Origin of the sequence: Aquabacterium sp., from assembly GCF_030652515.1 — a bacterium.
Classification (GTDB): Bacteria; Pseudomonadota; Gammaproteobacteria; order Burkholderiales; family Burkholderiaceae_C; genus Aquabacterium.
In genome coordinates this window covers 1-14,213 of sequence record NZ_JAUSAR010000117.1, presented here as the reverse complement: position 1 = coordinate 14,213, position 14,213 = coordinate 1, and the positions used below count along the sequence as shown (strand labels likewise).

The 14,213-nt window shown below is 65.5% G+C and carries 12 protein-coding genes and 1 pseudogene; 6 read left to right on the top strand and 7 right to left on the bottom strand.

What is annotated here, in order from left to right:
- The 6 genes and pseudogenes from Q7V20_RS14700 to Q7V20_RS14675 form a co-directional block, all read left to right on the top strand.
- A pseudogene (locus Q7V20_RS14700) lies at window positions 1-749 on the top strand (malate synthase G); the annotation flags it as partial.
- Between the two features lie 127 nt (window positions 750-876).
- Window positions 877-2,241 carry an NAD(P)/FAD-dependent oxidoreductase gene (locus Q7V20_RS14695; RefSeq protein ID WP_304792570.1) on the top strand — a complete coding sequence of 455 codons (1,365 nt, stop codon included), beginning with the start codon at window positions 877-879 and terminating at the stop codon, window positions 2,239-2,241.
- An 85-nt stretch (window positions 2,242-2,326) separates the two neighbouring features.
- Window positions 2,327-3,094, top strand: coding sequence for an endonuclease/exonuclease/phosphatase family protein (locus tag Q7V20_RS14690; protein ID WP_304792567.1), 768 nt, complete (start codon window positions 2,327-2,329; stop codon window positions 3,092-3,094).
- On the top strand, window positions 3,043-4,347 hold the full coding sequence (clsB, locus tag Q7V20_RS14685; protein WP_370652479.1) for a cardiolipin synthase ClsB: 1,305 nt from the start codon (window positions 3,043-3,045) through the stop codon (window positions 4,345-4,347). The genes Q7V20_RS14690 and clsB overlap by 52 nt, the downstream gene beginning before the upstream one ends.
- Window positions 4,344-5,312 (top strand): lysylphosphatidylglycerol synthase domain-containing protein, encoded by a 969-nt coding sequence (locus tag Q7V20_RS14680; RefSeq protein WP_304792561.1) that lies wholly within the window; start codon window positions 4,344-4,346, stop codon window positions 5,310-5,312. Before clsB ends, Q7V20_RS14680 begins: the two co-directional genes overlap by 4 nt.
- 43 nt (window positions 5,313-5,355) lie before the next feature.
- Window positions 5,356-7,401, top strand: coding sequence for an NADPH-dependent 2,4-dienoyl-CoA reductase (locus Q7V20_RS14675; protein WP_304792558.1), 2,046 nt, complete (start codon window positions 5,356-5,358; stop codon window positions 7,399-7,401).
- Between the two features lie 21 nt (window positions 7,402-7,422).
- Here the strand turns inward: Q7V20_RS14675 and Q7V20_RS14670 are convergent, their stop codons facing one another.
- The 7 genes from Q7V20_RS14670 to Q7V20_RS14640 all read right to left on the bottom strand — a co-directional run bounded on the left by Q7V20_RS14670 (window position 7,423) and on the right by Q7V20_RS14640 (window position 14,048).
- A complete protein-coding gene (locus tag Q7V20_RS14670) occupies window positions 7,423-8,208 on the bottom strand; it encodes a UPF0149 family protein (RefSeq protein WP_304792555.1) in 786 nt (261 codons plus the stop codon).
- A 27-nt stretch (window positions 8,209-8,235) separates the two neighbouring features.
- The gene (locus tag Q7V20_RS14665; RefSeq protein ID WP_304792552.1) at window positions 8,236-8,991 is read right to left on the bottom strand and encodes an SDR family oxidoreductase; all 756 of its coding nucleotides are present in this window, start codon (window positions 8,989-8,991) and stop codon (window positions 8,236-8,238) included.
- Between the two features lie 9 nt (window positions 8,992-9,000).
- On the bottom strand, window positions 9,001-9,951 hold the full coding sequence (locus Q7V20_RS14660; RefSeq protein WP_304792549.1) for an alpha/beta fold hydrolase: 951 nt from the start codon (window positions 9,949-9,951) through the stop codon (window positions 9,001-9,003).
- 41 nt (window positions 9,952-9,992) lie between these two features.
- On the bottom strand, window positions 9,993-10,685 hold the full coding sequence (locus Q7V20_RS14655; RefSeq protein WP_304792547.1) for a histidine phosphatase family protein: 693 nt from the start codon (window positions 10,683-10,685) through the stop codon (window positions 9,993-9,995).
- 3 nt (window positions 10,686-10,688) lie between these two features.
- Complete coding sequence (locus Q7V20_RS14650; protein ID WP_304792543.1) at window positions 10,689-11,768, bottom strand: phosphotransferase family protein; 1,080 nt, start codon at window positions 11,766-11,768, stop codon at window positions 10,689-10,691.
- On the bottom strand, window positions 11,765-12,997 hold the full coding sequence (locus Q7V20_RS14645) for an acyl-CoA dehydrogenase family protein (protein WP_304792540.1): 1,233 nt from the start codon (window positions 12,995-12,997) through the stop codon (window positions 11,765-11,767). Before Q7V20_RS14645 ends, Q7V20_RS14650 begins: the two co-directional genes overlap by 4 nt.
- A gap of 97 nt (window positions 12,998-13,094) precedes the next feature.
- Complete coding sequence (locus Q7V20_RS14640; protein ID WP_304792537.1) at window positions 13,095-14,048, bottom strand: LysR family transcriptional regulator; 954 nt, start codon at window positions 14,046-14,048, stop codon at window positions 13,095-13,097.
- Between the last annotated feature and the right edge of the window lie 165 nt (window positions 14,049-14,213).

The window sequence follows — 14,213 nt, the reverse complement described above, 5'->3', positions numbered from 1 at the left end:
GCAAGGGCGACATCAAGTCCAGCGCCTGGATCGCCGCCTATGAGCGCCGCAATGTGCTGATCGGCCTGCAATGTGGCCTGCGTGGCCGCGCGCAGATCGGCAAGGGCATGTGGGCCATGCCCGACCTGATGGCCGAGATGCTCAAGCAAAAGATTGGTCACCCCAAGGCCGGGGCCAACACCGCCTGGACGCCTTCGCCCACGGCCGCCACGCTGCACGCGCTGCACTACCACCAGGTGAACGTGGCCGCCGTGCAGGTCGAGATCGAGAAGTCGAACGAAGACGCCGAAGCGCTGCTGAACAACCTGCTGACCATCCCCGTGGTCGAGACCGCCAACTGGTCCGACGCCGAGAAGCAGCAAGAGCTGGACAACAACGTGCAAGGCATCCTGGGTTATGTGGTGCGCTGGATCGACCAGGGCGTGGGCTGCTCGAAGGTGCCCGACATCCACAACATCGGCCTGATGGAAGACCGCGCCACGCTGCGCATCTCCAGCCAGCACATCGCCAACTGGCTGCAACATGGCGTGGTGACCGAGGCGCAAGTGCGCGAAACCTTCACGCGCATGGCCGCGGTGGTGGATCAGCAAAATGCTGGCGACGCGCTGTACCTGTCGCTGGTGGCCAACCCCAATGGCGCGGCTTTCCAGGCTTCGCTGGACCTGGTCTTCAAGGGCAAGGAACAACCCAGTGGCTACACCGAGCCGTTGCTGCACGCCTGGCGCTTGAAGGCCAAGGCCGCGGCCTGATCGGCCCGCCCGGCAGCAAGCCGGGTTTGCCACACCTTGAAAAGCACCCCACACCGGGGTGCTTTTTTTTGCCCGCGCACGCTTCCTGCATGCACCCGCAGCATCCCGTTGGACGCGAGCGTTTTTCATGCCCCCTGCTGCCTCCGTTGTCATCATTGGTGCGGGTTTCGCTGGCACCACCCTGATCAGGGCCCTGGAACGCCAGTGGCCGGGCGGCCTGCAACTGACGCTCGTCTCGGACGAGAGCTACACCACCTTCAACCCCATGCTGCCCGAAGCGGTGGGGGCCTCGGTCTTCCCGGAGCAGGTGGTGGTGCCGGTGCGGGAGATGCTGCGCAAGGGTGGTGGCAGCCGCTTCATCATGGGCGCAGTCACCTCGGTGGACGCGGCCAGCCAAACGCTGGTCTGCCGCACGCTGGCGGGCGACATCACCTTGAACTACGACCACCTGGCGCTGGCCTTTGGCAACCGCGCTCGGTTGGACCTGCTGCCCGGCATGGCCGAACACGCCTTGCCCCTGAAAACCGTGGGTGATGCCATGCACATCCGCAACATGGTGTTGCGCCGCCTGGCCCGCATCGAGCTGGAAACCGATGCCGAACTGCGGCGCCGACTGGGCCATTTCATCGTCATTGGCGGCGGCTTCTCGGGCGTGGAGGTGGCGGGTGAACTGGTGGACTGCCTGGCCAGCATCCGGCGTTACTACCCTCTGGTGCAGGTCGGCGAACTGAAGATCACCGTGCTGCATGGCACCGAGCGACTGCTGCCCGAGTTGTCGCCTCGGCTTGGGGCGGCTGCCCTGAGTTCGCTGACCCACCGCGGCGTGACGGTGCGGCTGCAAACCCGGGCGCAGTCCTTGTCAGCCGATGGCGTGACCTTGAGCACCGGTGAAGTCATTGAGGGCCACACCCTGATCTGCACCATTGGCACCGAGGCCAACCCCTTGGCCAGGCAGCTGGACCTGCCGATGAAGCAAGGCCGCATCGCGACCAACCCCGACCTGTCGGTGCCCGGCCACCCCACGGTGTGGGCCTTGGGCGATTGCGCTGCCGTGCCCAATCAACACGATGGCAGCATCTCTCCGCCCACGGCGCAGTTCGCCGTGCGGCAAGCCTTGCACCTGGCCAGGAACCTGATGGCCGCAAGCCAAGGCCAGGCAGGGCAGCCCTTCAGCCACCGCTCACGCGGGATGATGGCCTCGATCGGGCGGCTCAAAGGCGTGGCCGAGGTGGGCGGGGTGGCTCTGACGGGCTGGCCAGCCTGGTTGGTGTGGCGGGCGTACTACCTGTCGCAGATGCCCTCGTTCGGACGGCGGCTGCGCATCTTTTTGGAGTGGACCTGGGGGATGTTTTTTCCGCCGGACATCACGCACCTGCGCTTCACGCGCAGCCATGAGCAGCGGGAGGATGAGGCGCGCCGCACGGCCGAGGCCGAGCAAGCTCAACCCTGGCCGATGCAGGCGCCGCAGTCCACGGGGACCGACGGGGCGTGAAGCCCCGCCCAAAAATCGAAGCAACCATCGTTGCCGGGCACACCAATTGCCCTGCCTGGGAGGCCCCCACGACGGACCCACCTCCATGCACCCGACCGACTTCAGTTTCCGCGTCCTCACGGTGAACACCCACAAGGGCTTCACCGCCCTGAACCGGCGGTTCATCCTGCCGGAGTTGCGTGACGCGGTGCGCACCGTGCAAGCCGACGTGGTGTTTCTGCAAGAAGTACACGGCAGCCACGATCACCACGCAGCCGAGCACTCACTGTGGCCCGAGGTGCCCCAATACGAATTCATGGCCGACGAGATCTGGTCGGACTTCGCCTACGGCCGCAACGCGGTCTACCCCCACGGCGACCACGGCAACGCGGTGTTGTCAAAGTTCCCGATTCGCCGTTTTGCCAACCACGATGTGACCGTGCCCTCGTTGAACGGAGCCGAAAAGCGCGGCCTGTTGCACTGCGTGCTGGACGTGCCGCCCTTGGGCCAGCAGGTGCATGCCATCTGCGTTCACCTGGGCCTGCGCGAGAAGCACCGCCAACAGCAACTCGACCTGCTGTGCCAGTTGATCGACCGGGAGGTGCCCGAAGACGCCCCCTTGATCATCGCGGGCGACTTCAACGACTGGCGCCTGCGTGCTCACGAGCGCCTGACGCGCTGCGCCGGCCTGCACGACTGCTTTGTCGATGCCTTTGGCAGCCCGCCGCGCACTTTCCCGGCGCGCTTTCCCTGTCTGCAGCTTGACCGCATCTATGCCCGCGGCGTGGAGGTTCACGAGCCGCGGGTGCTGTCCACGCGCCCATGGTCGCACCTGTCCGACCACGCCCCACTGACCGCGGAGATCCACCTGTGAAACCCAGCTGGAAACCCATCGACCACATCGAGTTGCTGGAGAACGGCGAAGCCTTTTTCCCCGCCGTGTTCGAGGCCATTGGCCAGGCGCAACGCGAGGTGCTGGTCGAGACATTCATCCTGTTCATGGACAAGGTGGGCTGGGGCCTGCACGCGGCCTTGCTGGGCGCCGCCCAACGCGGCGTGAGCGTCACGCTGACGGTCGACGGCTTCGGCTCGCCCGACCTCAGCGACGACTTCATCGGGCCGCTGACGGCCGCTGGCGTGCGCGTGCAGATCTTCGACCCGCAACCTCGCATGATGGGGATGCGCCTGAACATGTTCCGGCGCCTGCACCGCAAGCTGGTGGTGGTGGATGCGCAGAAGGCCTTCGTCGGCGGCATCAACTATTCGGCCGACCACCTGGCGGATTTTGGTCCGCAGGCCAAGCAGGACTACGCGGTGATGGTGCGCGGCCCCATCGTCGAAGACATCCACCGCTTTGCCTTGGCCGCTGCCATGCCCAAACAGCGGCGTGGGCTGGCCTGGTGGCCACGCGCCACCGGGTCGCAGGGCACGAGCCGCCCGGATGCCAGCATGCCCTCGTGGGCCTCCTTCGTGTCGCGGGACAACCGCCACCACCAGACCGACATCGAGCGCCAGTACCGGCTGGCCATCCGGGCTGCCAAGCACGAGTTGATCGTGGCCAACGCCTACTTCTTTCCCGGCTACCGCTTGCTGCGCGACCTGCGCAATGCGGCGCGGCGCGGCGTCAAGGTCACCTTGATCCTGCAGGGCGAGCCCGACATGCCCATCGTCAAAGTGGCCGCCCGCATCCTGTACAGCTACCTGTTGCGCGCGGGCGTGCGCATCCACGAGTATTGCGAGCGGCCTTTGCATGGCAAGGTGGCCTTGGCCGACGACGAGTGGTCCACCGTGGGCTCCAGCAACCTGGACCCGCTCAGCCTGTCGCTGAACCTGGAAGCCAACCTGTTCATCTGGGACAAGCGCTTCAACCAGCACCTGCGCGAGCGCTTGCAATACTTGATCGAACACCATTGCCAGCACGTGAAGGAGCCCGAGGTGGGCCACCGCCTCATGTGGCGCCTGGGCTTGAGCGTGCTGGTGTTCCATGTGCTGCGCCGCTTTCCCGGGTGGGCGGCCTGGTTGCCCACGCACCGCCCGGCACTGACCGCGGCCACCGCGACCGGCCAAGCGAGTGAGGTCGTCCGGGTCAACGAAACCCAGCTTGACCCGGAACAAAGGCGCGCATGAAGTCCGCCACCACGGCCTGGGCGCAGATGTCCGCAGCCGGGTGGTGGCCCCTGGTCAGGCGCATCCTGATCAGTGCCTTCACGCTGGGCGTGCTCGCGCTGATCGTGTGGAAAGCGCGTGGCATTGACTGGTCGGCCGTGGGCCAGGCCTTGCGCGACATCTCGCCCACCACCCTGGCCATCACGGGCGGCTTTGCCCTGCTCAGCTATGCCATCTACGGCAGTTTCGAGATGTTCGGGTGGCACTACCTGGGCCACCCCTTGCCACGTTGGCGCATGGCGGGTGTGGCCATGTCGAGCTACGCCGTCAACCTGAACCTGGGCACCCTGGTGGGTGGCGTCGGCTTTCGCTACCGCCTGTACGCGCGGCTGGGGCTGAAGGTGCCCCAGGTGGCCAAGCTGGTGGGCCTGAGCATGCTGATCAACTGGCTAGCCTACCCGCTGCTGCTGGGCACCTGCCTGGTCTTCCAGGTGGTGACACCGCCCGCGGACTGGAGCCTGTCGCCCGCCACCCTGCGCTGGGTCGGCCTGTTGTTGTGGCTTGTGCCCCTGGCTTACCTGGCGGCCTGCTTCTGGTCACCGCGCCGACGCTGGACCGTGCGGGGCCAGAAGGTGGCCCTGCCTTCAGGGCGGGTGGCTTGCCTGCAACTGGCCCTGTCATCGGCCAACTGGCTGGCCATGGCCGCTGCCATCTACACCTTGATGCCTGAAGGCGTGCCCTACCTGGCGGTGCTCTCGTGCCTGATGGTCAGCGCGGTGGCCGGTGTGCTGGCCCACATCCCGGGCGGCCTGGGCGTGCTGGAGGGCGTGTTCATGGCTTTGCTGGGCGCCCAAGTGCCTCAGGCTGAGTTGATTGGCGCCTTGCTGGCCTACCGCGCGGTTTACTACCTGGGGCCCTTGCTGCTGGCCTTGCTGGCTTACCTGGGCTTTGAAGCCACCACCCGGCGCAAGGCAGAAGCCGCCTGATTTCGGCCTACGATCCCGGGGTTGTCACCCTTCAGGCCACGCCATGTCCCATGCCTTGTATCCCCACCTGCTCGCACCGCTCGACCTGGGCTTCACCACCCTGAAGAACCGCGTGCTGATGGGCTCCATGCACACGGGGCTGGAAGATGGCCGCGATCTGAGCAAGCTGGCCGCGTATTTCCGCGAGCGCGCCGAGGGGGATGTCGGACTGATGGTGACGGGCGGTTTCTCGCCCAACCTGGCGGGCTGGGTCAAACCTTTTGCAGGAACGCTGGCCACCTCGGGCGCGGCCAAGCGGCACCAGGTGGTGACGCAGGCCGTGCACGAGGCCGGCGGCAAGATCGCGCTGCAGATCCTGCACACGGGGCGCTATGCCTACCACCCGCTGGCGGTGGCGCCCTCGCGCATCCAGTCGCCCATCTCACCGTTCACACCCTTTGCCTTGTCGGCGCGCGGCGTTGAAAGGCAGATCCGCGCATTTGTGAACTGCGCGCAAAAGGCGCGCGAGGCGGGCTACGACGGCGTCGAGATCATGGGCTCGGAGGGCTACCTGATCAATCAATTTTTGGCCCAGCACACCAACCAGCGCACCGACCAATGGGGCGGCGACTACAGCCAGCGCATGCGCCTGCCGGTCGAGATCATGCAGCGCACGCGCGAGGCGGTGGGCCGCGACTTCATCATCATCTACCGCCTGTCAATGATCGACCTGGTGCCCAATGGCAGCACCTGGGACGAGGTGGTGATGCTGGGCAAGGCCATCGCCAAGTCGGGCGCCAGCATCATCAACACCGGCATTGGCTGGCATGAAGCGCGCGTGCCCACGATCGCCACCAGCGTGCCGCGCGCCGCCTTCGCCTGGGTCACACAGAAGATGAAGGCCGAGCTGCTGGCCGATGGCATCACCATTCCCCTGGTGGCCACCAACCGCATCAACACGCCCGAGGTGGCTGAAGCCGTGCTGGCCAGTGGCGCCGACATGGTGTCGATGGCGAGGCCCTTGCTGGCCGATTCGCACTTCGTCAAGAAGGCCTCGCAAGGCCGGGCCGACGAGATCAACACCTGCATCGCCTGCAACCAGGCCTGCCTGGACCACGTCTTCAAGAACAAGCTGAGCTCGTGCCTGGTGAACCCGCGCGCCTGCCATGAGACCGAGCTGGTCTACCGCCCCACCACGGCCAAGCGCCGTTTTGCCGTGGTGGGTGCCGGGCCTGCGGGCCTGACCGCGGCCACGGTGCTGGCCGAGCGCGGTCACGAAGTCCACCTGTTCGACGCCGCCAGCCAGATCGGCGGCCAGCTCAACATGGCCAGCCAGGTGCCCGGCAAGGAGGAGTTCCACGAGATGCTGCGCTACTTCCGCAAGCGGGTGGAAGTCACCGGTGTGTCGTTGCACCTGGACACCACGGTGCAAGCGGCCGACTTGCAAGGCTTCGACGAGGTCATCGTGGCCACCGGCGTGAGCCCGCGCAACCCGCGCATCCCCGGGCAGGATCACCCCAAGGTGCTGAGCTACATCGAAGTGCTGCGCGACAAGAAGCCGGTGGGCCAACGTGTGGCCGTGATCGGCGCGGGCGGCATCGGCTTTGACGTGGCCGAGTACCTGGTGGGCGATGGCCATTCGCCCACGCTGGACCTGGCCGCCTGGCAAGCCGAGTGGGGCGTGACCGACCCGGCCCTGTCGCCCGGTGGCCTGCGCACCGGCCAGCCCGAAGTGAGCCCGCCCGCGCGCGAGGTGACACTGCTGCAACGCAAGAAGGGCAAGCTGGGCAATGGCCTGGGCAAGACCACGGGCTGGATCCATCGCAGCGCGCTGAAGATGAAGAACGTGCAGATGGTGGGTGGCGTGAACTACGAGCGCATCGACGAGGAGGGCCTGATGGTGACCTACGGCGAAAAGCGCGTGGACCCGACGTGGATCCCTTGTGACACCGTGGTGCTGTGCGCGGGCCAGATCCCCTTGCGCGAACTGGCGGATGCCCTGGCGGGATCCGGCCAGAAGGTGCACGTGATTGGCGGGGCTTTTGAAGCGGGCGAGCTGGATGCCAAGAAGGCGATTGACCAGGCGGCACGGTTGGCCGCCTCGCTGTGAACACGGCGGTTTAAAAGCTCATCAGTGCACGGTGCCAGCCACCGCGCCGCAGCACTTCTTGTATTTCAAGCCACTGCCGCAAGGACAAGGCTCGTTGCGCGCCACCTTGTCTTCGTTGCGCACCGGCACCGACTTGGGCGGGTGCTGCATCCAGAACAAGCGCAGGTCCTGCACCGACAGCATGGCTTGGGCGATCAGGTCGTCGCGCGGCAGGTCGGCTTCGTTGTAGGCCTGTTCGCAGAATTGGCGCAGGGCCTCGCGCTCGGTCAGGGTCAGGGCCAGCACGGCCTGCACATTGAAGTCGACCATCTCGAACTCGGGCGAACCGGGCGCAAACACTTCCCAGTCGTCTTCGAAATCAAGCAAGGCCTGGCCGAAGCCCCGCGCCCAGCCGCCACCGGTTTGCAGGCTCATGGCCTGCTCGTCGTTGATGAGGCCCTCGGCCAGTTTCTCGGCGATTTCATCCTGCGGGTACTCCGACATCAGCGGGTTCAGGTGCACCTCGTCGGGTGCGTCCAGCAGGCGATCAGGGTGCAGCTCGCTGGCCAAAGCGTTCCAACGGCGCATCAGCAGGCCCATGACTTCCTCGAAGTCTTCAGCTTTGCTCAGCACGTGCATCAGCGATTCACCGAACATCAAGGTCAGGTACTCGCTGGGCGCCACGACACGCGGGCCGCAGATCAGGGCGGTCAGGTAGCCATCGACCCAATCGGGGGCCACCTCGGGCTGGTGCTCGCTCAGGCGTTCACACCAGTCCTCCAGGGCGGCAATGTCTTCGTCGGTGAAATCGTGGGCGATGGGCTGCATAAAAGAAGGTGTCCGGTTTCAGGCATCTTAGGATACCTTGGCCACCCAGCTCAAGGGCGCGAAGCGCATGTACCACGCGATCGCCGCCCAGGGCCAGCGAGGCACACAGGCGCTGGCCGGTTCGCGCTCGATGGCGGCCACCAATGCGCGGCAGCCCGACTGCGTGTCCACCATCAGCGGTGTCTTGGCCGACTTGCTGCTCAACTCGGTTTCGATGTAGCCGGGGAAGATGGTGGTGACCACGATGGGTGTGCGCCCCATCACATCGGCGCGGATGCCTTCCAGCAAGGCCGCGAAGCCCGCCTTGGTGGCCGCGTAGGTGGTCAGGTTGCGGCCCAGGCCGCGCATCGCACTCATCGACGAGATGCCCACCAGGTGGCCGCTGTTCTGCGCGCGAAAGATCTCCATGGCCGCTTCGCATTGGGCCAGCGCGGCGATGAAGTTGGTCTGCGCGGTTTGCAGGTTGGCGTCAAACCGGCCCTTGCCGATGGGCTGGCCCTTGCCCAGGCCCGCGTTGACGATGACGCGGTCCAGCGTGCCGAACTCGTCCTTGAAGGCGCGGAAGACCTCGAAAACCTGGGCGTGGTCGTTCACATCCAGCGCGCGCACCGACACGCGCACGCCGGGGTGCTGGCTTTCCAGCTCGGCCTTGAGCGCCAGCAGGCGGTCGGTGCGGCGCGCGCACAGGGCCAGGTGGCGGCCCTTGGCGGCGAACTCACGGGCCATGCCCTCGCCCAGGCCGGAGCTGGCGCCAGTGATCAGGATGGTCTGTCGCTTGGGCATGGTTCGTTCTTACTTCAGGTTCAGGAAAGTCTTGAGCGCCGCCACCGTCCGTGCCGGGTCTTCCTCTTGGGGCACATGGCCCAGGCCGTCGAACATCACCAGCTGGCTGCCAGGGATGTCCTGCTTGAAGTGCTCGGCGTTGTCCGGCGGGATCAGGCCGTCCTGGCTGCCCCACAAGATCAAAGTGGGCTGACGCAACTGCTTGATCAGCTCGGCATGCTCGCCACCGGGTGATTGCTTGAAACGGGCACTGAGCGCATCGCGGTTGCCTTCGCGCAAGGTCAGCTCGTAATAGCGATCGATCAGCTCGGGCGTGACCTTGGTCGGGTCGCCATACACACTGCGCACGCTGGATTCGATCATGCTGCGCGGCAACACGTTGGCGATGACAGGCCGCAGCGCCGGGATCTGCGCCAGCTTGAAACCGATGGGCACGGACGTGGCCTTGTAGGGGTAGCCGCCAGCATCAACCAGCACCAGTTTGGACACGCGGTCCGGATAAGCCTGCGCCGTCATCCACGACACCGTGCCGCCGAAGGAATTGCCCGCCAGCACCACTTGCTTCAAAGCCAACTGATCGAACACGTCCTTCATGAAGCCGGTGTAGCGCTTGAGGCGGTAGTCACCATCAGGCACAGGGCCAGTCAGGCCAAAGCCCGGCAGATCGAGCCGGATCACGCGGCGCTGGCCCTTGAGCGCATCCACCCAGCCATCCCAAGTGTGCAGGCTGGCCGAGGTGCCGTGCAGCAACACGATGGGCTCGGGGTCATCCTTCGGGCCTTCGTCGCGCAGGTGCACCTGCATGCCCTGCACGGCGATGAACTGCGAGGGCGCAGACGCCCAGCGTGCCTTCAGCGCATCGACGGGGCGATCAGGCGCCCACGCCAGCGCCACGCCGCCCGCCACCAGCACGACCGCGAGCAGCAACAGGCCGAGCACGGCCTTCAACAATGTCTTCATGGGATTTCCTCAGCGTTGGATGAGCTTGTTTTGACCAAGCCTCAACGATAGGTCAAAAGACCCTTGTCGCCGCCCTCGAGGTGCGCATGTTCGTTGATCGAGATGAGGTGCAGCCCATCGCGGCCCGCCAGCAGCTTGGTCACGCCCGCATTGGCCAGCGTCCAGTTGATGGTGAAGGCTTGCGCGTCGCTCAGGCCCAACAGGTGGGCGCAGATCACGCTGATGGTGCCACCAGAGGTGAAGACCAGCGTGGTGCCCTTGGGGCTGCTCTGGCGCACGATGTCGTCCAGCGCGGCCACGCAACGCGCGCGAAAGTGGGCCCAGGACTCGGCGTACTCGTGCGCGTGCTCGCCCTCCACCCAGCGCGTCACCGCGCCCTTGAAGAAGCTTTGGAACGTGCGGCGCGGATCGCCCGAAGCGGCCATCTCGCCCATCATCACCAGCTTGTCAACGTAGCGCGGCTCGGCCACCTCGATCACGTTCTCGTGGTTGAACTCATTGACGCCCTGGTGCAGTTCCAGGCCCAACTCGCAACCCATCGTTTGCAAGCAATTGATGGCCGTCTCTTGATGACGCTTCATGCTGCCGCTGATGAGCAGATCCGGCACCACGCCACGCGCCTTGAGCGCGGCGCCCAACACGCGCCCCTGCTCGTGACCCACGGGCGAAAGCTGGTCGTAATCATTGCTGCCGAACGAGGCCTGCCCGTGGCGGATGAGGTAGATGGCGCCCATGCTTTAAATGCCGCTCCGTTTGATCATGCCCTTGCAGCGCCAGTCCAGGTAGTTGGTCAGGATCCAGAAGTTCTTGAACACGGGATTGCGGGTCTGCTTGTGGTGGTAACGGTAGTAGATCTGCTGCACGATGGCGGCCAGGCGGAACAGCCCGTAGACCTCGTAGAACACCCAGTTGTCGGGCTTGAGCTTCATGCGGTCCAGGTAGTACTCGACCACCTCTTCGCGGCGCAACATGCCGGGCAGGTGCGTGGGCTGGCGGCGCGTGGATGTCAGGAACTTGCTGTCGTCGGCATGCACCCAATAGGCCAGGCTGTTGCCCAGGTCCATCAGCGGGTCGCCCAGGGTGGCCATTTCCCAATCGAGCACGCCGATCACACGGGTTGGATCGCTTTCAGACAGCACCACGTTGTCGAAGCGCCAGTCGTTGTGGATGACGCAACTGGCCACGTCCTCGGGAATGTGTTCTTTCAACCAGGCGATCACGTAGCTGTAAGAGGGCACGTTCCAGGTCTTGGCCTTGGTGTAACGGTCGCTCCAACCTTCGATCTGGCGGCGGCAGTAGCCCCCGCCTTTGCCCAGCGATTCCAGGTCCGTGCCTTTCACGTTCACCTGGTGCAACTCGACCAGCTTGTCCAGCACATTGGTGCACAACTGGCGCGTGGTGGCTTGATCCAGGTTCAGGCCGCGCGGCATGTTCTTGCGCGGGATGATGCCGACGATGCGCTCCATCACGTAGAACTCGCTGCCGGTGACGGACTCGTCCTTGCAATGCCCGACCATGTTCGGCACCACCGGGTAGACCGGCTTGAGCGCGCTTTGCACACGGTACTCGCGCCCCATGTCGTGGGCGCCCTTGGCTTTGGTCCCGGCCGGCGGGCGGCGCAGGATGTAGTCGGCGTTGGGGTATTTCAAGCGGTACGTCCAGTTGGACGCGCCGCCCGAAAACTGCGTGACCTCCGGCTGGCCTTGCAAGCTGGGCACCTGCGCTTTCAGCCAGGCATCGACCGCCGGGATCTTGAGCTCCTCACCCTGGCGGACGGCGCCGCCCTGGTCCTGCACACCCTTGACCGCTTCGCTCATCGAGACACCCCGTACTTCATCAGCTCCAGGCGGGCGATCATGCCCTTGTGCACCTCGTCCGGGCCATCGGCCAGACGCAGTGAACGGGCCTGGTTGAAGAAGGCGCTCAGGGGGGTGTCGTGCGAGACGCCCATGCCGCCGTGGATCTGGATGGCGAAGTCCACCACCTGTTGCAACACATTGGGCGCCACCACCTTGATCGCGGCCACGTCGGTCAGCGCGGCCATCACGCCCAGGGTGTCGATCTTCCAGGCGGCTTGCAGGGTCAGCAAGCGGGCCTGGTCGATGGCCACGCGGCATTCGGCGATGCGCTCGCGGTTGCCGCCCAGGTTGATGATGGGCTTGCCAAAGGCCACGCGCTTGAGGCCACGCTGGATCGCCAGTTCCAACGATTTCTCGGCGGCGCCGAGCATGCGCATGCAGTGGTGGATGCGGCCCGGGCCCAGGCGGCCTTGCGCGATCTCAAAGCCCTTGCCGGGGCCAGCGATGAAGTTGCCCACCGGCACGCGCACATTGGTGAAGTGCACTTCGCCGTGGCCGTGCGGCTCGTCGTATTCGCCAAAGACGGGCAGCATGCGCTTGATCTCGACGCCGGGTGTGTTCATGGGCACCAGCACCATCGAGTGCTGACCATGGCGGCCCTCGTCGGGATTGGGCGTGCGCGCCATGAAGATGCCAATGGCGCAACGCGGATCACCCACGCCGGACGACCACCACTTCTTGCCGTTGAGCACGATGTGGTCACCGTCGACCACGGCGGTCGCTTCCATGTTGGTCGCGTCGGATGAGGCCACGTCGGGCTCGGTCATGAAGAAGACGGAGCGGATTTCACCGGCCAGCAGGGGTGTCAGCCATTGGGCCTTTTGCTCGGCGTTGCCGTACTTCCACAGCACTTCCATGTTGCCCGTGTCGGGCGCGTTGCAGTTGAAGATCTCGGGCGCCATCATGCTGCGGCCGGTTTCCTCGCAGCTGAAGGCGTACTCCAGCACCGAGAGGCCCGCGCCCAGTTCGGCGTCGGGCAGGAACAGGTTCCACAGGCCTTCGGCCTTGGCCTTGGCTTTGAGTTCTTCCACGCGCGGCGGGATGGTCCACTGGGTCCAGTCGCCCCCATGGCGCTGGGCCAGGATGCCTTCCCAGTGCTCGGCCTCGATCGGCTCGATGTGGGTCTTGATGAAGGCTCGAACGGCATCGGCCGTTTTTTTGGCGCGATCACTGGGCTGGAAGTTCATGGTGGTCTCCTCGTGTGGAATGCAGCGATGCTACGCCTGCCTGGTTCTAATCACCAATGATGAATTTTCATCGGAAGCCATGCATGAGGCGAATGAGTCAATTCTGCCGCTCAGGCCCCGTGAGCGCTGCCGACATGGCCTGCCTCGCGCCGGCACACACGCTCTCGCGCAACCACCGGTGCACCGGGTCGCCGTCCCGGTCGGCGTGCCAATACATCCAGATCGTGATGGGCGGCACCGGCAGCGGCAGATCGCGCACCACCAGTGGCATGCTGCGCGCCAATTCCTCGGCGTAGGTGCGCGGCAAGGTCAGCAACGCGTCGCTGTGCAGCACCACGTTCGCCGCAGAAAAGTAGTGCTGGCAGCGCAGGAACACGTCCCGCTCACCCTGGCCCAGCCCCGACCAGACGGCTTGCAAGGGATCAGGCTGATCAGGCCGAACTGACACCATCACATGCCTGCTATCAAAGTATGCGCTCACATCCATGGGTCTTTTGTTGGCCAGCGCATGCTCGCGCCGCATGATCACGGCCAGGCTCTCGTCGGCCAGCCGCTCGCCCCGGATGCGCCCATCAACCCGCCGCTGCCGGTCGATCACCAGGTCCACCTCGCCCAAGGTCAGGGCTTGAGACAAGGTGTCGCGCGGCACCCGCACGCTGGCCAGCTTCACCCCCGGTGCCACTTCGGCCAGCCGCGCCATCAATGGCGGCAGCGTGATCGCCTCCAGCACATCGCGCATGCCCAGCCGCACCGTCATGTTCAAGGCGGCCGGGTCAAAGGTCTCGGCATGCGCCATCACCGACTGCAAACCGCGCAGATGTGCCTGCACCTCGCCAATCACGCGCCGCGTCAGCTCCGTGGGCACCATGTGGTTGCCCTGGCGCACAAACAAGGGGTCGCCCCAAAGCCGCCGCAAACGCGCCAGCGCGTGGCTGACCGCTGGCTGGCTCAGGTGCAGGTGCCGCGCCGCGCCAGAGATGCCGCCGTGCTCGAAAACCGCGTCCATGACGCGGAACAAATTGAGGTCAAGTCGGGACGAAGGAAGGGCCATGGGGCCTTTTTACACGACAATACCGGCTTACCGATTTCGGAGCTTTTCGGAGCGATCACCTTGGACACACCGCCTCGGTGACCGCCCCTCCAGCTGACTGGCGCATCGGCCTCGATTAGCAGGCGCGGCGCCCAGGTTTCAAGCGCGGAGCGGGCGGTCTACCTT

Excerpts from the sequence above, each read along its gene's own strand:
- Q7V20_RS14645 (WP_304792540.1), bottom strand. The coding sequence starts at position 12,997 with ATGAACTTCCAGCCCAGTGATCGCGCCAAAAAAACGGCCGATGCCGTT.
- Q7V20_RS14650 (WP_304792543.1), bottom strand. The coding sequence starts at position 11,768 with ATGAGCGAAGCGGTCAAGGGTGTGCAGGACCAGGGCGGCGCCGTCCGC.
- Q7V20_RS14680 (WP_304792561.1), top strand. The coding sequence starts at position 4,344 with ATGAAGTCCGCCACCACGGCCTGGGCGCAGATGTCCGCAGCCGGGTGG.
- Q7V20_RS14665 (WP_304792552.1), bottom strand. The coding sequence starts at position 8,991 with ATGCCCAAGCGACAGACCATCCTGATCACTGGCGCCAGCTCCGGCCTG.
- clsB (WP_370652479.1), top strand. The coding sequence starts at position 3,043 with ATGGTCGCACCTGTCCGACCACGCCCCACTGACCGCGGAGATCCACCT.
- Q7V20_RS14655 (WP_304792547.1), bottom strand. The coding sequence starts at position 10,685 with ATGGGCGCCATCTACCTCATCCGCCACGGGCAGGCCTCGTTCGGCAGC.
- Q7V20_RS14660 (WP_304792549.1), bottom strand. The coding sequence starts at position 9,951 with ATGAAGACATTGTTGAAGGCCGTGCTCGGCCTGTTGCTGCTCGCGGTC.
- Q7V20_RS14690 (WP_304792567.1), top strand. The coding sequence starts at position 2,327 with ATGCACCCGACCGACTTCAGTTTCCGCGTCCTCACGGTGAACACCCAC.
- Q7V20_RS14670 (WP_304792555.1), bottom strand. The coding sequence starts at position 8,208 with ATGCAGCCCATCGCCCACGATTTCACCGACGAAGACATTGCCGCCCTG.
- Q7V20_RS14695 (WP_304792570.1), top strand. The coding sequence starts at position 877 with ATGCCCCCTGCTGCCTCCGTTGTCATCATTGGTGCGGGTTTCGCTGGC.
- Q7V20_RS14675 (WP_304792558.1), top strand. The coding sequence starts at position 5,356 with ATGTCCCATGCCTTGTATCCCCACCTGCTCGCACCGCTCGACCTGGGC.
- Q7V20_RS14640 (WP_304792537.1), bottom strand. The coding sequence starts at position 14,048 with ATGGCCCTTCCTTCGTCCCGACTTGACCTCAATTTGTTCCGCGTCATG.